Annotated in this window: 16 protein-coding genes; 10 read left to right on the forward strand and 6 right to left on the reverse strand. The window is 54.2% G+C overall.

Annotated elements, in window-relative coordinates:
* Window positions 1–22 precede the first annotated feature (22 nt).
* A complete protein-coding gene (gene nrdA / locus BJP35_RS19750; RefSeq protein WP_020883162.1) occupies window positions 23–2,308 on the reverse strand; it encodes a class 1a ribonucleoside-diphosphate reductase subunit alpha in 2,286 nt (761 codons plus the stop codon).
* Between the two features lie 347 nt (window positions 2,309–2,655).
* Window positions 2,656–3,384 (reverse strand): bifunctional 2-polyprenyl-6-hydroxyphenol methylase/3-demethylubiquinol 3-O-methyltransferase UbiG, encoded by a 729-nt coding sequence (ubiG, locus tag BJP35_RS19755; RefSeq protein WP_014170964.1) that lies wholly within the window; start codon window positions 3,382–3,384, stop codon window positions 2,656–2,658.
* Between the two features lie 146 nt (window positions 3,385–3,530).
* Between ubiG and gyrA the strand changes: the two genes are divergently transcribed.
* Window positions 3,531–6,167 (forward strand): DNA topoisomerase (ATP-hydrolyzing) subunit A, encoded by a 2,637-nt coding sequence (gene gyrA / locus BJP35_RS19760; RefSeq protein ID WP_014170963.1) that lies wholly within the window; start codon window positions 3,531–3,533, stop codon window positions 6,165–6,167.
* Window positions 6,168–6,301: 134 nt separating this feature from the next.
* Window positions 6,302–9,148, forward strand: a complete 2,847-nt coding sequence (gene rcsC, locus BJP35_RS19765) for a two-component system sensor histidine kinase RcsC (protein ID WP_014170962.1) — start codon at window positions 6,302–6,304, stop codon at window positions 9,146–9,148.
* 87 nt (window positions 9,149–9,235) lie between these two features.
* On the opposite strand, the gene rcsB is transcribed toward rcsC, so the two are convergent.
* The gene (rcsB, locus tag BJP35_RS19770) at window positions 9,236–9,886 is read right to left on the reverse strand and encodes a response regulator transcription factor RcsB (protein ID WP_006176468.1); all 651 of its coding nucleotides are present in this window, start codon (window positions 9,884–9,886) and stop codon (window positions 9,236–9,238) included.
* Window positions 9,887–9,902: 16 nt separating this feature from the next.
* On the reverse strand, window positions 9,903–12,575 hold the full coding sequence (gene rcsD, locus BJP35_RS19775) for a phosphotransferase RcsD (protein WP_020883163.1): 2,673 nt from the start codon (window positions 12,573–12,575) through the stop codon (window positions 9,903–9,905).
* A gap of 743 nt (window positions 12,576–13,318) precedes the next feature.
* Here rcsD and BJP35_RS19780 point away from each other — a divergent pair.
* The 6 genes from BJP35_RS19780 to mgtE all read left to right on the forward strand — a co-directional run bounded on the left by BJP35_RS19780 (window position 13,319) and on the right by mgtE (window position 20,687).
* Window positions 13,319–14,434, forward strand: a complete 1,116-nt coding sequence (locus BJP35_RS19780; protein ID WP_020883165.1) for a porin OmpC — start codon at window positions 13,319–13,321, stop codon at window positions 14,432–14,434.
* A 113-nt stretch (window positions 14,435–14,547) separates the two neighbouring features.
* Window positions 14,548–15,603: an FAD:protein FMN transferase ApbE gene (gene apbE / locus BJP35_RS19785; RefSeq protein ID WP_014170957.1), complete on the forward strand. Its 1,056-nt coding sequence runs from the start codon at window positions 14,548–14,550 to the stop codon at window positions 15,601–15,603.
* A gap of 72 nt (window positions 15,604–15,675) precedes the next feature.
* Window positions 15,676–16,734 carry a bifunctional DNA-binding transcriptional regulator/O6-methylguanine-DNA methyltransferase Ada gene (gene ada / locus BJP35_RS19790; protein WP_047742947.1) on the forward strand — a complete coding sequence of 353 codons (1,059 nt, stop codon included), beginning with the start codon at window positions 15,676–15,678 and terminating at the stop codon, window positions 16,732–16,734.
* On the forward strand, window positions 16,734–17,384 hold the full coding sequence (gene alkB, locus BJP35_RS19795) for a DNA oxidative demethylase AlkB (RefSeq protein WP_020883168.1): 651 nt from the start codon (window positions 16,734–16,736) through the stop codon (window positions 17,382–17,384). Before ada ends, alkB begins: the two co-directional genes overlap by 1 nt.
* Window positions 17,385–17,459: 75 nt before the next feature.
* Window positions 17,460–19,103: a multidrug ABC transporter permease/ATP-binding protein gene (locus BJP35_RS19800; RefSeq protein ID WP_047742945.1), complete on the forward strand. Its 1,644-nt coding sequence runs from the start codon at window positions 17,460–17,462 to the stop codon at window positions 19,101–19,103.
* 147 nt (window positions 19,104–19,250) lie between these two features.
* Complete coding sequence (gene mgtE / locus BJP35_RS19805; RefSeq protein WP_020883169.1) at window positions 19,251–20,687, forward strand: magnesium transporter; 1,437 nt, start codon at window positions 19,251–19,253, stop codon at window positions 20,685–20,687.
* Here mgtE and BJP35_RS19810 read toward each other — a convergent pair.
* Complete coding sequence (locus BJP35_RS19810) at window positions 20,650–21,939, reverse strand: SulP family inorganic anion transporter (protein ID WP_047742943.1); 1,290 nt, start codon at window positions 21,937–21,939, stop codon at window positions 20,650–20,652. The genes mgtE and BJP35_RS19810 overlap by 38 nt on opposite strands.
* A gap of 187 nt (window positions 21,940–22,126) precedes the next feature.
* On the opposite strand from BJP35_RS19810, the gene mqo reads away from it, so the two are divergent.
* On the forward strand, window positions 22,127–23,779 hold the full coding sequence (gene mqo, locus BJP35_RS19815; RefSeq protein ID WP_014170951.1) for a malate dehydrogenase (quinone): 1,653 nt from the start codon (window positions 22,127–22,129) through the stop codon (window positions 23,777–23,779).
* Between the two features lie 93 nt (window positions 23,780–23,872).
* Here the strand turns inward: mqo and eco are convergent, their stop codons facing one another.
* Window positions 23,873–24,376 (reverse strand): serine protease inhibitor ecotin, encoded by a 504-nt coding sequence (gene eco / locus BJP35_RS19820; RefSeq protein ID WP_040018015.1) that lies wholly within the window; start codon window positions 24,374–24,376, stop codon window positions 23,873–23,875.
* A gap of 209 nt (window positions 24,377–24,585) precedes the next feature.
* Here eco and BJP35_RS19825 point away from each other — a divergent pair, with 209 nt between their 5' ends.
* Window positions 24,586–24,846, forward strand: a complete 261-nt coding sequence (locus BJP35_RS19825) for a DUF2534 family protein (RefSeq protein ID WP_010433451.1) — start codon at window positions 24,586–24,588, stop codon at window positions 24,844–24,846.
* Window positions 24,847–24,927: the final 81 nt, after the last annotated feature.

The raw sequence follows: 24,927 nt of genomic DNA on the forward strand, positions 1-24,927 counted from the left end.
GCGGGGATATCCCCGCCCTTCATTAGATCTTACATGCGCCGCTTTCGCAGCCATCGTCCTGAATTGACGGTGCCATGTCATCCTGAGCGTCTTCCGCACCATCACGGGTGTTGTGATAGTACAGGGTTTTCACACCAAATTTGTAGGCGGTGAGCAGGTCTTTCAACAGTTGCTGCATCGGTACCTTGCCAGACGGGAAGCGCGTCGGGTCGTAGTTGGTGTTAGCAGAAATCGACTGGTCGATAAACTTCTGCATGATCCCCACTAGCTGCAGGTAACCGTCGTTGTTTGGCATTTCCCACAGCAGCTCGTAGTTGTCTTTCAGCAGCTCGTAGTCAGGCACAACCTGACGCAGGATACCGTCTTTCGACGCTTTAATGCTGACGTGGCCGCGCGGTGGTTCAATACCGTTGGTGGCGTTAGAGATCTGCGAAGAGGTCTCAGACGGCATCAGGGCAGACAGCGTGGAGTTACGCAGGCCGTGAGTCTTGATGGATTCACGCAGCGCTTCCCAGTCCAGATGCAGCGGTTCGTTAGAGATCGCATCCAGGTCTTTCTTGTAGGTATCGATCGGCAGAATGCCTTTCGCATAGGTGGTTTCGTTGAACCACGGGCACGCGCCTTGCTCTTTCGCCAGCTCGTTGGAGGCTTTCAGCAGGTAGTACTGAATCGCTTCGAACGTTTCGTGGGTCAGGTTGTTCGCGCTGCCGTCGGAGTAACGCTTACCGTGTTTCGCCAGCCAGTAGGCAAAGTTGATAACGCCGATACCGAGGGTACGACGGCCCATTGCTCCACGTTTTGCCGCCGGGATTGGGTAGTCCTGGTAATCCAGCAGGGCATCCAGCGCACGCACGGCCAGCACCGCCAGCTCTTCCAGCTCTTCCAGGCTCTTGATAGCGCCCAGGTTGAAAGCAGAGAGGGTGCAGAGCGCGATTTCGCCGTTTTCGTCGTTAACATCTTCCAGCGGTTTGGTCGGCAGGGCGATTTCCAGGCACAGGTTAGACTGGCGCACTGGCGCAACCACCGGGTCAAACGGGCTATGGGTGTTGCAGTGGTCAACGTTCTGAATGTAGATACGGCCGGTAGAGGCACGTTCCTGCATCATCAGGGAGAACAGGTCAACCGCCTTAACGCGCTGCTTACGGATGCTGTCGTCTTTTTCGTATTTGGTGTACAGACGCTCGAACTCATCCTGATCGGCGAAGAACGCGTCATACAGGCCCGGGACGTCGGACGGGCTGAACAGGGTGATGTCTTCACCTTTCAGCAGACGGGTGTACATCAGCTTGTTGATCTGTACGCCGTAGTCCATGTGACGAACGCGGTTGCCTTCAACGCCACGGTTGTTTTTCAGTACCAGCAGGCTTTCCACTTCCAGGTGCCACATTGGGTAGAACAGGGTAGCTGCACCACCGCGTACGCCGCCCTGAGAGCAGGATTTTACCGCGGTCTGGAAGTGTTTGTAGAACGGGATACAGCCGGTGTGGAACGCTTCACCGCCGCGAATCGGGCTACCCAGTGCACGGATGCGACCGGCGTTGATGCCGATACCGGCACGCTGGGAGACATATTTCACGATGGCGCTGGAAGTCGCGTTGATGGAATCCAGGCTGTCACCACACTCGATCAGGACGCATGAGCTGAACTGACGGGTTGGGGTACGCACGCCAGACATGATTGGCGTAGGCAGAGAAATCTTGAACGTGGAAACCGCATCGTAGAAACGCTTCACGTATTCCAGACGGGTGTCACGCGGGTAGTTAGAGAACAGGCAGGCGGCCACCAGAATATAGAGGAACTGGGCGCTTTCGTAGATCTCACCGGTCACACGGTTCTGAACCAGGTATTTGCCTTCGAGCTGCTTCACCGCCGCGTAAGAGAAGTTCATGTCGCGCCAGTGATCGATAAACCCGTTCATCTGCTCGAACTCTTCTTCCGTATAGTCTTCCAGCAGATGCGTGTCGTATTTGCCCAGCTCAACCATTTTCACCACGTGATCGTAAAGCTTTGGCGGCTCAAACTGGCCGTACGCTTTTTTACGCAGGTGGAAAATCGCCAGACGTGCAGCGAGGTACTGATAATCCGGGGCTTCACGGGAGATGAGATCCGCCGCAGCCTTGATGATGGTTTCGTGGATATCAGATGTCTTGATGCCATCGTAGAACTGAATGTGAGAGCGCAGTTCAACCTGGGAGATAGATACGTTATTCAGTCCTTCTGCTGCCCAGTCGAGAACACGATGGATTTTGTCCAGATTGATACGCTCGGTGGTACCGTCGCGCTTAGTCACCAGCAGACTCTGATTCATGTGGGTTTTACCTGTCCGTGAAATAAAAAATATCCCCCGCTTATCCACAGATCCGTCTTGTGACTAACTCTGTGGATAAATACTACATATAGGGGGTTTGCGATAAGAAAAACGCTATATGGTGAGTATTCTAGTATCGAATCTTTTCAGCACAAGGGTTGATTTTGACGTTAAATTGAGGTTGTCAAAGGGTAAAAAAGGCTAAGTCCTCGTACCGTAAGGCCTGGAAGAGATGTCAATAATTAAGAAAAAAAATTCAAAATTTGATCGAGTGCTGATTTCTTCAACGGGAGGTCAGAATTGCGCAACATGATGTCGCGCAATCTTTATAAGAATAATGGATGACGTCAGTCGTTTTTGGCGGTTGTATGCAACATATAGTTAACATCTACACCCGGTGCGAGTTTGAATTTATCGGTCAATGGATTGTAATGCAGACCGGTGATGTGCTGCTCCTTGAGCCACGTCTGATCAACCCAGCTCAGTAATTCAGCAGGCTTGATGAATTTCTTCACGTCGTGCGTGCCTTTTGGCACCATACGCAGCACATACTCCGCCCCGACGACCGCCATCAGCCAGGCTTTTCCGTTTCGGTTGATCGTCGAGAAGAAGACCTGGCCGCCCGGTTTCACCAGTTTTGCACAGGCGTGAACCACGGACTGGGGGTCGGGAACGTGCTCCAGCATCTCCATACAGGTCACCACGTCGTACTGATGGGCATGCTTTGCCGCATGTTCTTCGACGGTTTCCTGCACATATTCCACCTGCACTCCAGATTCCAGCGCATGAAGACGGGCAACCTGCAGCGGTTCAAAGCCCATATCCAGACCGGTGACGGTGGCCCCTTCGCGCGCCATGCTTTCTGCCAGAATGCCGCCGCCGCAGCCGACGTCGAGCACTTTCTTACCGAACAGGCCGCCGGAACGCTCCGCGATATAGCCCAGACGCAGCGGGTTAATGCGGTGCAGAGGTTTAAACTCACCTTCGAGATCCCACCAGCGGGATGCCACCGCTTCGAATTTGGCAATCTCTTCATGGTCAACGTTGTGAGCCACCGGGGATTTTTCGGCATTCATGGGCGCTTTTACTCCTTATTTTGCAAGACTTCGGAGTATATCAGCCCGCGCGGTTGAATAAAGCTTATTGGTTTACCTCAATCACCGCGGCTGTGTTATAATTTGCGACCTTTGAATCCGGGATACAGTAGAGGGATAGCGGTTAGATGAGCGACCTTGCGAGAGAAATTACACCGGTTAACATCGAGGAAGAGCTGAAGAGCTCCTATCTGGACTATGCGATGTCGGTCATTGTTGGCCGTGCGCTGCCGGACGTCCGCGATGGCCTGAAGCCGGTACACCGTCGCGTACTATACGCCATGAACGTATTGGGCAATGACTGGAATAAAGCCTACAAAAAATCTGCCCGTGTCGTTGGTGACGTAATCGGTAAATACCATCCCCATGGTGATTCCGCGGTGTACGACACTATCGTCCGAATGGCGCAGCCATTCTCGCTGCGTTACATGCTGGTAGATGGTCAGGGTAACTTTGGTTCTATCGACGGCGACTCCGCCGCGGCAATGCGTTATACGGAAATCCGTCTGGCGAAAATTGCCCATGAGCTGATGGCTGACCTGGAAAAAGAGACGGTTGATTTCGTTGATAACTATGACGGCACGGAACGCATTCCGGACGTTATGCCAACGAAAATCCCTAACCTGCTGGTGAACGGTTCGTCCGGTATCGCCGTCGGTATGGCAACCAACATTCCACCGCATAACATCACGGAAGTGATCAACGGTTGCCTGGCCTATATTGAGGATGAAGACATCAGCATTGAAGGGCTGATGGAACACATCCCGGGTCCAGACTTCCCGACGGCGGCGATCATCAACGGTCGTCGTGGTATTGAAGAAGCGTACCGCACCGGACGTGGCAAGATTTATATCCGTGCCCGCGCCGAAGTGGAAGCGGACGCCAAAACCGGCCGTGAAACCATCATTGTTCACGAGATCCCGTATCAGGTGAACAAAGCGCGTCTGATTGAAAAAATCGCCGAGCTGGTAAAAGAAAAACGTGTTGAAGGCATCAGCGCGCTGCGTGACGAATCTGATAAAGACGGCATGCGCATCGTGATTGAAATCAAACGCGACGCGGTGGGCGAGGTTGTACTGAACAACCTGTATTCCCAGACTCAGCTCCAGGTCTCCTTCGGTATCAACATGGTTGCATTGCACCATGGTCAGCCGAAGATCATGAACCTGAAAGATATTCTGAGCGCGTTTGTGCGTCACCGCCGTGAAGTGGTGACTCGCCGTACTATTTTCGAACTGCGTAAAGCCCGCGACCGTGCGCATATCCTTGAAGCGCTGGCCGTTGCACTGGCAAACATCGACCCAATCATTGAGTTGATTCGCCGTGCACCAACCCCTGCGGAAGCGAAAGCGTCTCTGATTGCCCGTCCGTGGGATCTGGGCAACGTGGCCGCCATGCTGGAACGCGCTGGCGACGATGCTGCGCGTCCTGAGTGGCTGGAGCCTGAGTTCGGCGTGCGTGACGGTCAGTACTACCTGACTGAACAGCAGGCCCAGGCGATTCTGGATCTGCGTCTGCAGAAACTGACTGGCCTTGAGCACGAAAAACTGCTCGACGAATACAAAGAACTGCTGGAACAGATTGCCGAGCTGCTGCATATCCTGGGTAGCGCAGAGCGCCTGATGGAAGTGATCCGTGAAGAGCTGGAACTGGTCCGCGATCAGTTCGGCGATGAGCGTCGCACCGAAATCACGGCGAACAGCTCTGATATCAACATTGAAGATCTGATCAACCGCGAAGATGTGGTGGTCACCCTGTCTCACCAGGGCTATGTGAAGTATCAGCCGCTGACCGACTACGAAGCACAGCGTCGTGGCGGTAAAGGCAAATCGGCAGCACGTATTAAAGAAGAAGACTTTATTGACCGTCTGCTGGTGGCAAACACCCATGACACGATCCTCTGCTTCTCAAGCCGTGGTCGTCTCTACTGGATGAAGGTCTATCAGCTGCCAGAAGCGAGCCGTGGTGCACGTGGTCGTCCAATCGTGAACCTGCTGCCGCTGGAAGCGAACGAACGTATCACCGCGATTCTGCCGGTACGTGAGTACGAAGAAGGCGTGAACGTCTTTATGGCGACCGCCAGCGGTACCGTGAAGAAAACCGCGCTGACCGAATTCAGCCGTCCACGTTCTGCCGGTATCATCGCGGTGAACCTGAACGACGGTGACGAACTGATTGGCGTTGACCTTACCTCCGGTTCCGATGAAGTGATGCTGTTCTCCGCCGCCGGTAAAGTGGTGCGCTTCAAAGAGAACGCGGTTCGTGCGATGGGCCGTACTGCAACAGGTGTTCGTGGTATCAAACTGGCCGGTGAAGATACCGTCGTTTCCCTGATCGTTCCGCGCGGTGAAGGTGCTATCCTGACCGTCACGCAGAACGGCTACGGTAAACGTACTGCCGAAAGCGAATACCCGACCAAGTCTCGTGGCACGCAGGGCGTTATCTCTATCAAGGTTACCGAGCGCAATGGATCCGTTGTGGGTGCGGTACAGGTAGACGATGCCGACCAGATCATGATGATCACGGATGCCGGTACGCTGGTGCGTACACGCGTATCTGAGATCAGCGTGGTTGGCCGTAATACTCAGGGTGTGATCCTCATCCGTACCGCGGAAGATGAAAACGTCGTGGGTCTGCAGCGTGTAGCTGAGCCTGTGGATGACGAAGAGCTCGACTCCATCGACGGTAGCGTCGCAGAAGGTGATGATGAAATCGCACCAGAAGCCGATACCGAAGATGATGCAGCGGATGACGCTGACGAGTAATGTCTCCTGATGCAAAAGGGCCGGTTTCCGGCCCTTTTCTTTTGCACAAGCAGATAAGTGAACGTTGCGACAAGGCGCGTTTACCGCTACCTTAACCACATTCTTTTTGACCCCGACGGCGGAGCCTCGCCCCTTTGAAATACCTCGTCTCCTTTCGTACCACGCTGAAAGTCTCTCGCTATCTGTTTCGGGCGCTGGCGCTCTTGCTTTGGTTGCTGGTGGCATTATTGTCGGTGTTCTACATCGTTAACGCCCTTCATCAGAAAGAAGCGGAGATCCGCCAGGAGTTTAACTTAAGCTCCGATCAGGCCCAGCGCTATATTCAGCGAACGTCCGACGTGATGAAGGAGCTGAAGTACATTGCCGAGAATCGCCTGACCGCTGAAAACGGCATTCTTGCCATCCGTGGGCGTAATGACAAAACCGAAGTACCGAATTTCGAGCCGCTGTTTCCGGATTCCGATTGCTCTGCGATGGGCAGCACCTGGCGTGGTTCACTGGAGTCGCTCTCCTGGTTTATGCGCTACTGGCGTGACAACTTTTCCGCCGCCTATGATCTGAACCGCGTCTTCCTGATTGGCAGTGAAAATCTCTGCATGGCCGACTTTGGCCTGCGCGATGTGCCCGTTGAGCGCGATGATGCGCTGAAAAGCCTGCACGAACGGATTGTGAAATATCGCAATGCGCCGCAGGACGAGCGCGGGAATAACATCTTCTGGATAAGCCAGGGGCCACGTATGGGCGTGGGCTATTTCTACGCCCTCACGCCGGTCTATCTGGGCAATCGTCTGCAGGCGCTGCTGGGGATTGAACAGACCATTCGCATGGAAAACTTCTTCACGCCGGGCAGTCTGCCGATGGGCGTGACCATTCTGGATGAAAATGGACATACCCTGATCTCACTCGCCGGTCCGGATAATCGACTGAACGTTGACCCGCACTGGATGCAGGAGCGGTCGTGGTTTGGCTATACCTCAGGCTTCCGTGAGCTGGTGCTTAAAAAGAGTTTGCCGCCTTCGTCGCTGAGTATTGTCTATTCGCTGCCCGTGGATATGGTGCTTGAGCGGATCCGCATTCTTATCATGAACGCGATTTTGCTGAACCTGCTGGCCGGGGGGGCGCTGTTTACCCTGGCGCGAATGTATGAGCGCAAAATCTTTATTCCCGCCGAAAGCGACGCCCAGCGGCTGGAAGAGCACGAGCAGTTTAACCGCAAGATTGTCGCCTCGGCGCCGGTGGGGATCTGCATCCTGCGCACGCAGGACGGGACCAATATCCTCAGTAACGAGCTGGCGCATAACTACCTGAACATGCTGACGCATGAGGACCGACAGAGGCTGACGCAGATTATCTGTGGCCAGCAGGTGAACTTCGTTGACGTGCTGACCAGCACGCACACGAACCTGCAAATCAGCTTTGTGCACTCCCGCTATCGTAATGAGAACGTGGCAATTTGCGTCCTGGTAGACGTCTCGGCGCGTGTGAAGATGGAAGAGTCGTTGCAGGAGATGGCGCAGGCCGCCGAGCAGGCCAGCCAGTCAAAATCCATGTTCCTCGCCACCGTCAGCCACGAGTTGCGTACCCCGCTGTACGGGATTATCGGTAACCTTGATCTTCTGCAGACCAAAGAGCTGCCGAAAGGGGTCGATCGCCTGGTGACGGCGATGAATAACTCCTCCAGCCTGCTGCTGAAAATCATCAGCGATATTCTCGATTTCTCCAAAATTGAGTCGGAGCAGCTGAAAATTGAGCCGCGGGAGTTCTCTCCGCGCGAGGTGATGAACCACATCAGCGCCAACTATCTGCCGCTGGTGGTGCGTAAACAGCTGGGCCTCTACTGCTTTATTGAGCCGGACGTGCCGCTGACGCTGCATGGCGATCCGATGCGTCTGCAGCAGGTCATTTCTAACCTGCTCAGTAACGCCATTAAATTTACCGATATCGGCTGCATTGTGTTGCATGTGTGCCGGGCAGGGGACTACCTGAGTATTCGCGTGCGTGATACCGGCGTGGGTATCCCGGCGAAGGAAGTGGTGCGTCTGTTTGACCCGTTCTTCCAGGTCGGTACCGGCGTACAGCGTAACTTCCAGGGGACCGGGTTGGGTCTGGCGATCTGTGAGAAGCTCGTGAGCATGATGGACGGCGATATCTCCGTTGATACCGAGCCAGGCATGGGCAGCCAGTTTACTATCCGCATTCCGCTCTATTCTGCCCAGTACCCGGCAAAAGCGGTGGTGGACGGGCTGAGCGATAAGCGCTGCTGGCTGGCAGTACACAATGCCTCACTGAATGATTACCTGACGGCGCTTCTTACCCACAGCGGCGTGCGCGTGTCCCGCTATGAAGGGCAAACGCCGGATGTCGACGACGTGCTGATCACCGACGAGGTGCTGGAGCAACCCTGGCAGGGCAGAGGGGTGGTTCACTTCTGCCGTCGCCATATCGGTATTCCGGTCGAACGAGCTCCGGGTGAATGGGTGCACAGCGTGGCGACGCCGCATGAGCTCATGAGCCTGCTGGCACGTATTTACAGCGTGCAGCTGGAAGATAGCGATGGGGCGACGGAGTTGCCGTCACCGGATGCGCTGGCATCGCTGAATGACGATATGATGATTCTGGTGGTGGATGACCATCCGATTAACCGTCGCCTGCTGGCAGACCAGCTGGGTTCGCTTGGCTATCAGTGCAAAACCGCCAATGACGGCGTGGATGCGCTGAACGTGCTGAGTAAAAACCACATTGATATCGTTCTTAGCGACGTCAACATGCCGAATATGGATGGCTACCGTCTGACGCAGCGTATACGCCAGCTTGGCCTGACGTTGCCGGTCGTGGGCGTGACGGCGAATGCGCTGGCGGAAGAGAAACAGCGCTGTCTGGAGTCAGGGATGGACAGTTGTCTGTCGAAACCGGTGACGCTGGACGTCCTGAAACAGACGATTTCCGTGTATGCGGAACGGGTCAGAAAAGCGAGAGTATAAAAAAAGGCCCGTCAGGGCCTTTTTTGTTGTTTCCCTCACACGCCGGGAGGGGGAGGTGAGGCCATCAGGCCGCACACCCGGTAAACATCAATCCTTATCCGACGCGCTCAGCGTAACGGAGGAGAGATAGTTCAGCAGCGCAATATCGTTATCCACACCCAGTTTCATCATTGCTGATTTCTTCTGGCTACTGATGGTTTTAATACTGCGGTTCAGCTTCTTGGCAATCTCGGTGACCAGGAAACCTTCGGCGAACAGGCGCAGAACTTCGCTCTCTTTCGGAGACAGGCGTTTGTCGCCATAGCCACCGGCGCTGATTTTTTCCAGCAAACGAGAGACGCTTTCAGGCGTGAACTTCTTGCCTTTCTGCAGAGCAGCGAGCGCTTTTGGCAGATCGGTCGGCGCACCCTGTTTCAGCACAATCCCTTCGATATCCAGATCCAGCACGGCGCTGAGAATGGCCGGGTTGTTGTTCATGGTCAGAACAATGATCGAAATGTCCGGGAAGTGACGTTTGATATATTTGATGAGTGTGATCCCATCACCGTATTTGTCCCCAGGCATGGAGAGATCGGTGATGAGCACATGCGCATCAAGCTTTGGGAGGTTATTGATCAGTGCTGTAGAGTCTTCAAATTCACCGACTACATTCACCCACTCGATCTGTTCAAGTGATTTGCGAATACCGAACAGTACAATCGGATGGTCATCGGCAATAATTACGTTCATATTGTTCATGTATAAGGCTACCTTGCTACAGCAAGCTTTTGACGTAGGCGTCAATGTCGCTGATGTATTTTTCAATGCCAGAGGCATCTTTCTCACGAATTAGATGTTCCAGCGTTTCACATAACTGCTTGCCGGGAACCAGATTAAGCATGGCAAACACCCCTTTAAGCCGGTGTGCTGTCTGTGCCAGCGCTGCAAAATCATTCGCAGCGGACTCAGTATACAACCGCTTAACATCATCTGGTACTGTATCAACAAAGAGTGAATAGTATCCGCTGGCGTGAAGCTCGGCATTTTCATTGCCGCCTAACGGTGATTCCGCTATCTCTTCCTGCGCCAGTTGCTCTTCTATTAGTTGTAGTACAGCTTCCTGCATCGCATTGCTTATATTAAAGTTGACGCGCAGCTGGCCTGGGCCGATTTTTCGCACGCCTGGCTCATCATCGCTTAAAAGCAAGCCGGAGGCAGTAAGATTAGACGGATTATCAGTTAAAAACAGATCAAATTCTTGACTTGAGAGTCTTTCATCCGGCGTTATGCAGGCCGCGCCCCAGTTTTCTAACTGACGAACCACAATATTGCGGATCTCGTTCGAGGTCACATCCACCATCACGACAACATCATCCAGCAGGCGTTCTTCGTCTTCTTCCTGTGGATTCGCCGCCATTTTAACGTGCAGTGAGTAACGCGTGCCAAGTGATTCGCGGGCCTTGATATTCAGATGGCCACCGAGCTTACGTGCCAGCTGATCGCACAGCCAGAAGGTCAGGGCATTGGCCTTGCCGTAATGATCGCTCTGGGTGTCATTCAGGAACGGGAAATGCAGATTATCGATTTCGCTTGTCGTTACGCCTTCCCCGGTATCCAGGATACGGAACGTCAGGCGATCTTCAGCCGACTCGTCGGTACTGACTTCCAGGGTGATCTTCCCGATCTGGGTGGTGGTGACGGCGTACTGAATAATCATCAGCAGAATGCGACGCAGCGCTTCGCGATCGCCGTGACGTTCATCATTCGCCGGTAAATGGTTATTGATCAGCAGCTGCAGCCCTTTGCGCTTAATCACGGGCAGGACCTCAGGCACCACTTCATCGATCAGATTCTGGATAGAGAAGAGGGTCGGCGTTCCTTTCCAGAAATCATTTTCGAGCATATTCGCCAGTTGGATCTCATCTACCATGCGTACCAGCGAGTCGGCCTGGCAGGCAAGCTGATGGCTTTCAGATGTATTCAGCGCCGCCGCCTGGGTAGCCAGCATTTTTAACGGCTTCTTGAAGGCATCACCAATATTCTGCATAAAGGCAGCGCGCCCCTGCTGGTTTTTCTCATACAGACGTTGTGCCTGCTTGAGCTTTTTATTCACCAGCACTTCACGATCCTGATCGCGGATGATGAAGATCTGCGTGCGGGAGGCGATCTGGCTGCGGAACTGTCGGATCTCATACAGCTCGTTATTAATGGTGGCCTGAATCACGCCCTGATGTTGATCCGCCATGGCGGTGATGTTCTGCAGATTGAGATGTGGCAGCAGGTGGTCAGCAATTTTATTGCTCATCACCGTACGGTTGGCTTCCTGATCGTGAACCAGCACCCCAAGCGGCAGCACGGAAATAATCTCTTCATTCAGCGCGCGCAACACGCGCAGTTCGTTACTGGTTCCTGCCGGGACGGGGGCGGCATCGCTTTGACGCCCTGACTGGAAGCGGAACGTGCTGTAGCCAAACAGCGCCAGCGCCAGCAGGCCGATATTCAGCAGCAGGGGCAGGAGGATATTTTGCAGCGTATCAAGCAGCAGGGTGCCGAACGGCACTTGCCACACCAGACGCATACCGGTTGAGTTCAGCGAAGAGGCAATTTCAATTTTCGAGCCGTTAAAGGAGATCGATACGCTCTCTGCGGCCTCTTTGTCCGATGCGGCACGCATATTCTGAGTGCTGCTGTCCGGCTCCAGACGGAAGCTGTCGAGCGGCATATCCGGTGGAATCAAGTCATTGATGGGCAAATCAAAGGCCACCACCGTCGCCAGATGGCCTGGCTGGTTAAAAGTGGTACGCAGCGTAAAGTAATGGCCATTCTGCCAGGCGAGGCGGCGCAGAGATGAGAAGCTCTCACGTTCATCAAGGGCGTTCGCCTGCTGCAGCATTTCTGCCCGGCGGGAATCGACAATGCTGCCCACGGTCGTCTCTTTGAAACCGGAAGAGAGATCTTTTAGCGGCAGGGTTGAGATCAGGATCATGCTGTTGTCCTGACCGTTGAGATAGTACATCGACCACGGCACTGTCTCGGCACCCCAAAGGGTATCAAGATAGGTTGAGATGCGTTGGGTCATCTCAAGCGTTGCGCTGTCATGAGAGCCGAAGATCAGCGCTTCGGTTTTGCGCTGTGGTTTTTCCAGATAATAGACGTCTTGCTTCAGGCGAGTCTCCTGAAGCCCGTCTCCGGAAGAGGTTGCCGGCGCGGCCGCGATGTTGTCGTAAATCTGCCAGGTTGCATAGCGCCAGGTATCAATGCGCTTGTGGACGGCGTGGGTGATATCAACAACCTGATAGCTTTTGTCCTTCAGCCAGGCGTTAACCGCGCTCTGAACCATAACCCCCATTGTGACTAGCAGCACAACGATCAAAAGAAGAAAGAAACGGGTGATGCTCCCGGGTAAGAGGGAGAATTTGCTCGGAGCGGTAGTTTCAGTCTGACTCATTGATATCTTTAACCCGTAATGGTCGTGCTCTATGGCGATAGGGCAGTATAAAGGGTAATACCTGAATTTCCAGCGTCACGCTCTTTGAACCCGCCACTTTTTCGGCTGACAATATCGGAGAACGCCATTGCATGAAACATGTACAAAGCGAGTGAGAGTGTACAAATAAAAATCGATACATACCGGTAAATAGCACGAATTAACAAGAAATTGAGATTTGCAGTAATGACGCGGTTCTCGAGGAGAGAGGAAACGAATTTAGTTAATAGTCGTTACAATTTCAGTGCGGTAGCACAAAAAAACGCATGCTACGTAAAGAAAGGTAAAAAAAAACCGAATGCCAGGCATTCGGTAGAATTAGGGATAAACAGACATTCAAATCTGAATGACGGTAATAAATAAAGTTAATGATGATAGCGAGAGTTATTTTAGAGATAACGGCCGATCTTGTTTTGTCATTCAGTGCTGTAAATATTTTTAATGTAGTTTACTGAATTTAAATGTTTTTTCTTCTCACTTGATGATAAGTGCTAAATTCTTAAGCTCTCTGTGCTTTGTAAAAGTTCCTTGATATTTACATTTTGAAACATGTTTATCGTGAAATGAAACATTTTCAAAGTTTTCGTATCATATTCCCGTTGGATTATTCTGTAATTTTGCGGAGAATGAAATTGCCGACTGGTTAATGAGGGTTAATCAGTAAGCAGTGGCAATTATAAGGCATATAACAGAGGGTTAATAAAATGAAAGTTAAAGTACTGTCCCTCCTGGTACCAGCTCTGCTGGTGGCAGGCGCAGCAAATGCGGCTGAAATTTATAACAAAGATGGCAACAAATTAGATCTGTACGGCAAAGTTGATGGTCTGCACTATTTCTCTGACGACAAGAGCAATGATGGCGACCAGACTTACATGCGTCTTGGCTTCAAAGGCGAAACCCAGGTTAACGATCAGCTGACCGGTTACGGCCAGTGGGAATACCAGATTCAGGGCAACACCTCTGAAAGCGACAACCAGTCCTGGACGCGTGTAGCGTTCGCGGGTCTGAAATTCGCTGACGCGGGTTCTTTCGATTATGGTCGTAACTACGGTGTGATCTACGACGTAACATCCTGGACTGACGTTCTGCCAGAATTTGGCGGCGACACCTACGGTGCAGACAACTTCCTGCAATCCCGTGCTAACGGCGTAGCAACCTACCGTAACCAGGACTTCTTTGGTCTGGTTGATGGTCTGAACTTTGCTCTGCAGTATCAGGGTAAAAACGGCAGCGTAAGCGGTGAAAACGATTCCGGTCGTAGCACCCTGAAACAGAACGGTGACGGTTACGGCGCGTCTGTGACCTACAACCTGGGCGAAGGCTTCAGCATCGGTGGTGCGATGTCTTCTTCTAAACGTACTGCTGACCAGAACGACACCGCTAACCTGGCGCTGAAAGGCGAAGGCGATCGTGCTGAAGTTTACTCTGGTGGCCTGAAATACGACGCCAACAACATCTACCTGGCGGCGCAGTACTCTCAGACCTATAACGCAACCCGTTTCGGTAACTCTCAGAGCAGCAGCGACATTTACGGCTTTGCTAACAAAGCACAGAACTTCGAAGTGGTTGCTCAGTACCAGTTCGACTTCGGTCTGCGTCCATCCGTGGCTTACCTGCAGTCCAAAGGTAAAGACATCGAAGGTTACGGCGATCAGGATCTGCTGAAATATGTTGATGTTGGCGCGACTTACTACTTCAACAAAAACATGTCCACCTACGTTGATTACAAAATCAACCTGGTTGATGAAAATGAATTCACCCGTCAGGCGGGTATCGGTACTGATGATATCGTAGCGCTGGGTCTGGTTTACCAGTTCTAATCGCTTCATCGTGTGACAAAGGGGGCCTTATGGCCCCTTTTTCGTGCCTTTTCGGTTCTTACAATTCACCCTTTTGGTGTACTCTTGCCGCCCTGGCATGAGGATAATAATGAATGGACATGACTTTTTTACGCGCCAGCTTCCTGGCTATACTTTTTTTCCTGACAGCATGTGACTCTTCCACGCCTGTGGCCAAAACGGATGCTCCCGCGGCGACGGTGCTGGAAGGCAAAACGATGGGCACATTCTGGCGTGTCAGCGTGATGAATCTCGATAAGACACGCGCTGACGAACTTCGCAGCAAAATTCAGTCGCAGCTGGACGCCGACGATCAGCTTCTTTCGACCTACAAAAATGACTCTGCGCTGATGCGCTTTAACCTCTCTACCAGCACTTCCCTGTGGCCGGTGAGCGAAGCAATGGCCGATATCGTGACCGAATCAATGCGCGTGGGCTACAAGACCAACGGCGCGATGGACGTGACCGTGGGGCCGCTGGTTAACCTGTGGGGGTTTGGCCCGAACAAGCAGCCTGTCACCACGCCTGACCAGGCGGCGATAGATGACGCCCGCGCCCGGACAGGGTTGCAGCACCTGACGGTGATCAACCAGTACGGGCAACAGTACCTGCAAAAAGATATTCCCGATCTGTTTGTTGATCTGTCGACGGTAGGGGAAGGGTATGCGGCAGATCATCTGGCCGCGCTGATGGCCCAGGAAGGTATTTCGCGTTACCTGGTGTCCGTGGGCGGTGCGTTAGTCAGCCGCGGCATGAATGCCAGCGGTAATCCGTGGCGAGTGGCGATTCAAAAACCGACCGACCAGCAAAACGCCGTACAGGCGATTGTAGATATTAACGGTCACGGTATCAGCACCTCCGGGAGTTACCGTAACTATTATGAGCTCGACGGGAAGCGGATTTCGCATGTCATCGATCCGCAGACCGGCCGCCCAATCGCGCATAATCTGGTCTCGGTGACGGTCATTGCCCCCACCGCGCTGGAAGCCGATGCCTGGGATACCGGGTTAATGGTCCTCGGTCCGGAGAAAGCCAAAGAGGTGGTCCGCCAGGAAGGACTGGCTGTCTATATGATCACCAAAGAGGCTGATGGCTTCAAAACCTGGAGTTCGCCGCAGTTCGACAGCTTCCTGGTGAGTGATAAGAATTAAAAAGCAAGGTTGCGGGTTTTTAATCAGTGGCACTCGGGCACGCTGTATGTATGCTTGTAAGAGGAGCTGATGATGAAAAACCCGACCTTTACTACCGATGACGATCGCTGGCTGGCCGTGCTGGCTCGCGATCCGCGTGCTGACGATCAGTTTGTCTTTGCCGTGCAAACGACGGGGATCGTCTGTCGTCCGTCCTGTCGTGCCCGCCACGCGTTACGTAAAAATGTCCGCTTCTACCCCGATGTAGATCATGCCCTTCAGGCAGGGTTTCGCCCGTGTAAACGCTGTCAGCCGGACAAACGCGATCCGCAGGAACAGACGCTGGCAAAAGTTGAACATGCCTGCCGCCTGCTGGAGCGCGATCCCGCGTTAACGCTGGAAATGCTGGCGCAGCAGGTCGCCATGAGTCCTTTCCACTTCCACCGCTTGTTTAAGTCCGTTACCGGTATGACGCCTAAAGCCTGGCAACAGGCGGCGCGGGTACAACGCCTGCGTACCGCGCTTGCGCAGGGGGACAAAATTACCGATGCCGTGCTGGCCGCCGGGTTTCCTGACAGCAGCAGCTATTATCGTCAAGCCAACGCTGCGCTGGGCATGACGGCGAAGCAGTACCGGAAAGGGGATGTGGCGGTGCGTTATGCGATTGGTGAGTGTTCGTTAGGCCGTTGCCTGGTGGGTGAAAGCGAGCGCGGGATCTGCGCAATTCTGCTGGGTGACGACGATGAGACATTAACCGAGGAGCTTTTGACGCTGTTTCCAAAAGCAGAGCGAGAAACGCTGGAAGGAGAATTCGCCCGGCGTATTGAGCGGGTGATTAGCGCTATCGATGACCATACCGTGCCGCTGGCACTTCCGCTGGATATTCGGGGCACCGCTTTCCAGCAGCGTGTGTGGCAGGCGCTTCGTGACATTCCCCGCGGTGAAACGGCAAGTTATCGCCAGGTGGCGCAGACGATCGGTAGCCCAGGCGCTGTGCGTGCGGTGGCGGGAGCCTGTGCCGCAAATAAACTGGCCGTTATCATCCCCTGCCACCGTGTTGTTCGTCACGACGGTGCGCTTTCGGGCTACCGCTGGGGGATAGAACGAAAGGCGTTGTTACTGAAACGTGAGGCAAAGAACCCGGAGGGATAATGCTCGATCTTTTTGCGGATGCGGAACCCTGGCAGGAGCCCCTTGCGCCCGGCGCGGTGATCCTGCGCCGCTTTGCGCTTTCCCGCGCGGCGGCGCTGCTTGCCGGCATCGATGAGGTGGCGGCGGTCTCGCCGTTTCGACATATGGTGACGCCCGGGGGGTACACCATGTCGGTGGCGATGACGAACTGCGGAGAACTGGGCTGGGCGACAAACGCGCAGGGCTATGTATATGCCCCGGGCGATCCTGTAACCGGCCAGCCATGGCCGCCGATGCCTGACGTTTTTCGGGCGCTCTGCCATGACGCCGCCGTTGAAGCGGGCTATGCCGACTTTCGCCCGGATGCCTGTCTGATTAACCGCTACGCCGTGGGGGCAAAGCTCTCGCTGCATCAGGACAAGGATGAACCCGATCTGCGCGCGCCGATCGTCTCGGTATCCTTAGGCCTGCCCGCGGTCTTCCAGTTTGGCGGATTACGCCGTAACGATCCGCTGAAACGGCTCATGCTGGAGCACGGTGATGTGGTGGTTTGGGGCAGGGAATCGCGGCTTTTTTATCACGGCATTCAGCCCCTCAAACCGGGAGTACATCCTCAGACCGGCGAGTTCCGTCTTAACTTGACGTTCCGGCAGGCATCCCGTGGCCAATAAAAATAAGAATTATTCTTGATGTAACCGTCCGGCAGTTTAAACTGCTGGCTGATTTTTATTGCCCGGATTGCCTGCATGCAACTACTTCTCCTCGTCTGGCGTCAGTATCGCTGGCCCTTCATTGCCGTCATGGCGTTAAGCCTCGCCAGCGCCGCGTTAGGTATCGGCCTGATCGCGTTTATTAACGTGCGCTTGATTGAAATGGTCGATACCTCACTCGCCGTCCTGCCGGAGTTTCTTGGCCTGCTACTGCTGTTGATGGCGGTGACGCTCGGCTCGCAGCTGGCGCTGACGGCGCTGGGACACCATTTCGTTTTCCGTCTGCGCAGTGAATTTATCAAGCGTATTCTGGACACGCAGGTAGAACGCGTTGAGCAGCTTGGAAGTGCCTCCCTGCTGGCAGGGCTGACCAGCGACGTGCGCGCCATTACCATTGCCTTCGTTCGTCTGCCGGAGCTGGTGCAGGGCATTATTTTGACCTTTGGTTCGGCAGCGTATCTCGCCTGGCTCTCCACAAAAATGCTGGCGGTCACTGCGCTGTGGATTGTTATCACCATCTGGGGCGGTTTTCTGCTGGTGTCGCGCGTCTATAAACACATGGCGGTGCTGCGTGAAACCGAGGATAAGCTCTATAACGATTACCAGACCGTGCTGGAAGGGCGTAAAGAGCTGACCCTGAATCGCGAGCGTGCCGAGCATATCTTTAACCATCTCTATATTCCCGATGCCCGCGAATACCGGCATCACATCATTCGCGCCGATACCTTCCACCTGAGCGCGGTGAACTGGTCGAACATTATGATGTTGGGCGCCATTGGCCTGGTCTTCTGGATGGCGAACAGTCTGGGATGGGCGGATACCAACGTCGCGGCGACCTATTCACTGACGCTGCTGTTTTTGCGTACACCGCTCCTCTCCGCCGTGGGCGCATTGCCAACGTTGCTGAGCGCTCAGGTGGCGTTTAACAAGCTCAATAAATTCGATCTCGCACCGTTTAAAGCCGAATTCCCACGCCCGCAGGCCTTCCCGAACTGGCAAACCCTGGAGCTGCGTAACGTCATGTTCCGCTATCAGGACAACGCTTTTTCCGTCGGACCGGTAAACCTGACGATTCATCGCGGCGAGCTGCTGTTCCTGATTGGCGGTAACGGTAGCGGGAAATCCACGCTGGCGATGCTGCTCACCGGCTTATATCAGCCGCAATCGGGCGAGATTTTGCTGGATGGTAAAGCGCTGAGCGCGGAGAAACCAGAGGATTATCGCAAGCTCTTCTCGGCGGTCTTCACCGATGTCTGGCTCTTTGATCAGCTGCTGGGGCCGGAAGGGCAGCAGGCTAACCCTGCGCTGGTGGAGAAATGGCTTGGGCAACTGCAGATGTCCCATAAGCTTGAGCTTCAGGACGGTAAAATCCTGAACCTGAAACTCTCGAAGGGGCAGAAAAAGCGCGTGGCATTGCTGCTGGCACTGGCTGAAGAGCGCGACATCATCCTGCTTGATGAGTGGGCGGCAGACCAGGACCCGCATTTCCGCCGCGAGTTTTATCAGGTGTTACTGCCGCTGATGAAGGCGATGGGCAAAACTATTTTCGCCATCAGCCATGACGATCACTACTTCATTCATGCCGACCGTCTGCTGGAGATGCGCGACGGTAAGCTCAGCGAGTTGACCGGCGAGGAGCGCGATGCGGCGTCTCGTGATGCGGTAGCGCGCACGGCCTGATGTCTCGTCTTCCCTTCTCCGACCGGGAGAGGGGATAAAATCGCGGCCGATGTGCCGCTTTTTTATGCATCCCGTCCCGTTGTTTATTCTTATTTACATATCCCCGCGCTATGCTTAATGCCATCTCATTTCATGGATTTATGATTGATGTCGGTATTAAAGAAAAACAGCGCCCGGCAGCGTGACCAGGAACGTGCGCGTCTCATCTGGCTTCTCACGACCGATAAAGCGGTCACGTCTGCGTTACTGGGCAAACTGACCCTGGCTGAGCAATATGATGTCGGCACTTTAGCCGACGATATTGCTGAGGTAGGTGCACTGGTTGCCCATTTGCCTCCGCCCGACCTGGCGGATACCCTCGAAGCGCTTCCCTCGGAAGAGCGTCACGCCCTGTGGCGTCTGGTGCAGGATCACGAACGCGGGCAGGTGCTGCTGGAGGCGTCGGAAAACGTCTGGGATGACCTTATCGATGAGATGAGCGACCGGGATATTCTTGATGCCCTGCAAACGCTGGATATCGACGAACAGATTTACCTTGTTCAACACCTGCCGCGTAACCTGACCGGCCGACTGCTGGCCTCGTTGCCTGCCGATGAGCGGGCGCGCGTGCGCCAGGTGATGCACTACGATAAACACAGCGTTGGCGCAATTATGGAGTTTGGCGTCATCACGGTGCGCCCGGACGTCACGCTCGGCACGGTGCAGCGTTATTTACGCCGCCTGGGGAGTATGCCCGACAACACCGATAAACTGTTCGTGACCTCGCGGGATAAAACCTTGCTTGGTGAGCTGGAGCTGAAAACGATCCTGCTCAACAGCACTCAGCGGCGGGTGAGCGAGGTCATGGAAAACGAGCCGATGGTCTTCTCGCCGGAGGATGACGCGGAAAAAGCCGCGCGTACCTTCGAACGTGACGACCTCGTGAGTGCGGCGGTCGTGGACTCGGTCGGCAAGCTGATGGGACGTCTGACAATCGATGAGATCGTTGACGTGGTCTACGAAGAGACCGATAACGATCTGCGTGCGCTTGGTGGGATCAGCGCCGAAGATGACGTCCATGCCTCCGTGGGCAAGGCGGTCAAAACCCGCTGGGCCTGGCTTGCCATTAACCTCTGTACCGCGTTTATCGCCTCCCGCGTGATTGATGGCTTCGAACACACCATTTCGCAGCTGGTCGCGTTAGCCTCGCTGATGCCGATTGTGGCCGGGATAGGTGGCAATACCGGCAACCAGACCATCACCATGATTGTTCGCGCGCTGGCGCTGGAGAACATTCAGCCGGGTAACTTTGCCTTCCTGATCTTCAGAGAGATGGGCGTGGCGCTGATTAATGGCCTGGTGTGGGGCGGAATTATGGGCGGCATTACCTGGTGGCTGTACGACGATATGGCATTAGGCGGCGTGATGATGCTGGCGATGGTGCTGAACCTGCTGGTTGCGTCGATGATGGGCGTCATCATCCCGTTGACGATGACAAAACTCGGGCGCGACCCCGCAGTGGGGTCGAGCGTCATGATCACTGCCATCACCGATACGGGCGGCTTCTTTATTTTTCTTGGGCTGGCAACGCTTTTTCTTCTTTAACCCGACGCTTAATTCGGGCGGGAAGGAGTGCCATCACGATAATCCCGCCCAGCACGCCAATGGCCAGGTTACCGGTTGATACCGTGGCTGCAACGGTCACCAGCATCACGACCGTTTCCGCAAGGGGGGCATTTTTCACCGTCGCGGGCTGCAGGCTATGCCAGCTGAAGGTTTTGACGGCGACAATCGCCATAATCCCGGCCAGCACGGCCATCGGGATGCGGGCCATCACTTCACTCAGCGCCGTCACCAGCACCAGAAGCACCAGACCGGCCGCAACAGTGGAAATGCGGCTGCGGCCTTTGCCCATCTCCACGTTGACGATGGTTTGACCAATCATGGCGCAGCCTGCGATACCGCCATACCAGCCGGCCAGAATGTTACCGATGCCCAGACCAATGCTTTCGCGGCGCTTGCCGGACGGGCTCGCCGTCAGCTCATCCACCAATTTTGCCGTCAGCAGCGACTCCAGCAGACCCACAAACGCAATGCTTAATGCGCATGGCCAGATAATGCTCAGCGTATCGGTGTTCAGCGGGACAAGCAGCTGCGTCAGCCCGGGCAGGCCACCGCTCATGGTGCCTTCGTCACCCACGGTCGGCAGGATTTGCCCGGTGGTCACGGTAAACAGGGTTAACACCACAATGGCAATAAGCGGCGCGGGGATACTTTTGATATAGCGGGGCACCCAGAGGACGATCAGCAGCGTCAGCACGAACAGGCCCACAATCAGCGGGCTTCGGCTCCAGAAATGGGGAACCTGGGCGAAGAAGATCAAAATACCGAGCGCGTTAACAAACCCGGTCATCACCGACTGCGGAATAAAGCGCATCAGTCGCGCCATGCCGAGCACGCCGAAGAGGATCTGGATCGCCCCGGCCAGCAGAACGGCCGGCAAAATGTACTGCACGCCATGCTGATGCACCATCGGGCCAATCACCAGCGCCACGGAACCCGCTGCCGCCGTGACCATTGCCGGGCGGCCGCCGAGCACGGACAGGGCAAGACACAGCACCACGGAAGCAATCAGGCTGACTTTAGGATCAACCCCTGCGACGACAGAAAACGAAATCACTTCAGGAATAAGCGCCAGGGCAGTAATCACGCCTGCCAGCGTTTCACGCATCAGCAGCCGGGGAGAGCGTAACACCGAGGCGACATGGCCTTCATGGGGTAAAGAAGAATCGGGTAATGACATAACACTTCGCAGGTTAGGGCAGGCTTCCGTGCGCGCGATCACAAAACGCAACATACTAGCCAGAAAAGCCGCCTTTTGCCAGCCGCATAGGTAATCCCTCACAAACAATCCATCATTAAATTTCACAATTACAATAATTTCTTAACCTTTAAACACCATTTAAAAGTTGTTACCGTTCCCGCGCAGCTTTTTTCACCTGCAATTTCCACGCATCACGCACTTTTACACTAAGGCATAAATTATGAAAAAAATGACTGCCATGCTCTTGTCTCTGGCCGTGGGGCTGAATACCGTCTCAATGGCGGCAAAAGCTGACACGCCAAAAGAGCAGGAAACGGACGTCCTTTTAATTGGTGGCGGTATTATGAGCGCCACGCTGGGAACCTATCTGCAAGAACTGCAGCCGGACTGGTCTATGACCATGGTCGAGCGCCTCGATGGCGTGGCGCAGGAGAGCTCGAACGGCTGGAACAACGCCGGTACGGGCCATTCGGCACTCATGGAACTGAACTACACACCGCAGAAAAAGGACGGTTCCATTAGTATCGAGAAGGCGGTTGAGATCAACGAAGCATTCCAGATTTCTCGCCAGTTCTGGTCTCACCAGGTGAACAGCGGCGTAATGCACGATCCGCACTCCTTCATCAACACCGTGCCGCACATGAGCTTTGTGTGGGGCGAGCAAAACGTTAACTTCCTGCGTGCGCGCTATGCGGCTCTGCAGCAGAGCACGCTGTTCCGCGGCATGAAATACTCCGAAGATCACGCGCAGATTAAAGAGTGGGCTCCGCTGGTCATGGAAGGTCGTGACCCGAACCAGAAAGTTGCCGCAACCCGTACTGAAATTGGTACTGACGTGAACTACGGCGAAATTACCCGCCAGCTGGTAGGTTCCCTGCAGAAAAAAGAGAACTTTAATCTGCAGCTCAGCACCGAAGTGCGTGGCTTTAAGCGCAATGCGGATAACAGCTGGAGCGTGACCGTTGCCGATCTGAAACACAATGAAGAAGAGCACGTCATCAAGGCGAAGTTTGTCTTTATTGGTGCGGGCGGCGCGGCGCTGAAACTGCTGCAGGAAACCGGTATTCCGGAAGCTGACGATTACGCAGGCTTCCCGGTGGGCGGTCAGTTCCTGGTGTCTGAAAACCCGGAAGTGGTGAATCGTCACCTGGCAAAAGTCTACGGTCAGGCTTCCGTTGGTGCGCCACCCATGTCCGTTCCGCACATCGACACCCGCGTGCTTGACGGTAAACGTGTGGTGCTATTCGGGCCATTCGCGACCTTCTCCACGAAGTTCCTGAAAAACGGTTCCCTCTGGGACCTGCTGAGTGCGACCACCACCTCTAACGTTAAGCCCATGATGGACGTCGGTCTGGATAACTTCGATCTGGTGAAATACCTGATTAGCCAGGTGATGCTCTCTGACGATGAACGCTTTGACGCGCTGAAAGAGTACTATCCGCAGGCGAAGAAAGAAGACTGGCGTTTGTGGCAGGCGGGTCAGCGTGTACAGATCATCAAACGCGATCCGAAAGAGGGCGGTGTACTGCGTCTGGGTACCGAAGTGGTCAGTGACAAAGAAGGCACTGTTGCTGCGCTGCTGGGTGCGTCACCGGGGGCTTCTACCGCTGCGCCAATCATGCTGCATCTGATGGAAAAAGTGTTTAAAGACAAAGTTGCCAGCCCGGAATGGCAGGCAAAACTGAAAACCATTATTCCTTCTTACGGCACTAAGCTGAACGGTAACGTTGACGCGACGGAACAGGAACTGGAATACACCAGCCGCGTTCTGCAGCTGCAATATGTGAAGCCGCAAGCTGCTGCTGACGCAGCACCAAAGGCAGAGCTGAAGCCTCAGGCGGAAAACAAACCGGTCGCGGATATCGCACTCTGATGTGAAAAAGCCGGGTAGCGTTAGCGCTTACCCGGCTTATTTAACCGCACAGTATCATGGCCGGGTCAGGCGAAATCGCCACCCGACTTATCCTTAACGGACTTCTGCGGTGCCCGTCTCTTCTTCCGCCTTCCACACGCGATATTTCACTTCCACGTTTGCAGGCGTATAAACAACGATTGGCAGCTTGCTGTTATAGCGCAGCAGACTGTTGTCACCCAGATACGCGGTAACAAATTTCTTCTCTTTCTTGCCATCCGGGCAGGCCATCATGGTCGAAACCGGAGAGGTCACTTTATCAAAGACGTAATAGTCGTAGCCCCAACCTTCCAGGGTTTTGCTTTCCAGCTGACCGCCCAGACGGTGCTGGTTGCAGTCTACTTCCAGCGTCTGGCCAATTAACAGTTCCACTTTGAAATTCGCTTCATCCTGCTGAGCGGGTAACTGAATGACCTGACGCTTCATCCCTTTTTCCGCTTGCGGATAAGGCGCTACTTTTTCCAGAGGCTGCGCTTTAGGGGTGTCGCTGGCGAAAGCGCTGGTGCTAACGCATGCGGCGGCAATCAGGGCAATGGCAAATTGAGGTGCTTTTTTCACAGTCATTCCTTTATGTCAAACTATCAGGCACAGGTTAACATAATGTTCGTGAATGGTTGGTGTAATTTACTTACATTTTCAATATTAGCAGCGTATAAAACTCTATTAATGCGCAATGAGTGGTTGTTTGTACTGCATTGGAGTCTGGCGGCAGATCGTGTTATTTTAAGCGCCACATAATGTTATTCATCTGTGAAGGGAAGAGAGAGATGGTACGTGCAAAACTGAAAACACCTGAAGGCCGCAAGTTCCTGTTGGCGTTACTGGTTGTGTTTATGATTGCTGCCGCGTGCGTTGGGCGGGCAACCATTGTTGGCGTTATTGAACAGTACAACATTCCTCTCTCTGCCTGGACGACCAGCATGTATGTCCTGCAATCAGCGATGATCTTTGTTTATAGTCTGGTGTTCACCGTGCTGCTTGCCATTCCGCTGGGCATTTTCTTCCTGGGTGGGCGTGATAAACACTAAACGTCTTTCCTGCGATAAAAAAGCCAGCCTGAGCGCTGGCTTTTTTATTGGCTCGTTGTTCTTCCTCAGGTTTTTAATCCG

This window comes from Enterobacter sp. J49, from assembly GCF_002148625.1.
Taxonomy (GTDB): Bacteria; Pseudomonadota; Gammaproteobacteria; order Enterobacterales; family Enterobacteriaceae; genus Enterobacter; species Enterobacter ludwigii.

Coding starts and splice junctions, on each gene's coding strand:
- BJP35_RS19825 (WP_010433451.1), top strand. CDS start 24,586: ATGGTACGTGCAAAACTGAAAACACCTGAAGGCCGCAAGTTCCTGTTG.
- gyrA (WP_014170963.1), top strand. CDS start 3,531: ATGAGCGACCTTGCGAGAGAAATTACACCGGTTAACATCGAGGAAGAG.
- ada (WP_047742947.1), top strand. CDS start 15,676: ATGAAAAACCCGACCTTTACTACCGATGACGATCGCTGGCTGGCCGTG.
- mgtE (WP_020883169.1), top strand. CDS start 19,251: ATGTCGGTATTAAAGAAAAACAGCGCCCGGCAGCGTGACCAGGAACGT.
- BJP35_RS19800 (WP_047742945.1), top strand. CDS start 17,460: ATGCAACTACTTCTCCTCGTCTGGCGTCAGTATCGCTGGCCCTTCATT.
- rcsB (WP_006176468.1), bottom strand. CDS start 9,886: ATGAACAATATGAACGTAATTATTGCCGATGACCATCCGATTGTACTG.
- rcsD (WP_020883163.1), bottom strand. CDS start 12,575: ATGAGTCAGACTGAAACTACCGCTCCGAGCAAATTCTCCCTCTTACCC.
- ubiG (WP_014170964.1), bottom strand. CDS start 3,384: ATGAATGCCGAAAAATCCCCGGTGGCTCACAACGTTGACCATGAAGAG.
- BJP35_RS19780 (WP_020883165.1), top strand. CDS start 13,319: ATGAAAGTTAAAGTACTGTCCCTCCTGGTACCAGCTCTGCTGGTGGCA.
- nrdA (WP_020883162.1), bottom strand. CDS start 2,308: ATGAATCAGAGTCTGCTGGTGACTAAGCGCGACGGTACCACCGAGCGT.
- mqo (WP_014170951.1), top strand. CDS start 22,127: ATGAAAAAAATGACTGCCATGCTCTTGTCTCTGGCCGTGGGGCTGAAT.
- BJP35_RS19810 (WP_047742943.1), bottom strand. CDS start 21,939: ATGTTGCGTTTTGTGATCGCGCGCACGGAAGCCTGCCCTAACCTGCGA.
- alkB (WP_020883168.1), top strand. CDS start 16,734: ATGCTCGATCTTTTTGCGGATGCGGAACCCTGGCAGGAGCCCCTTGCG.
- apbE (WP_014170957.1), top strand. CDS start 14,548: ATGGACATGACTTTTTTACGCGCCAGCTTCCTGGCTATACTTTTTTTC.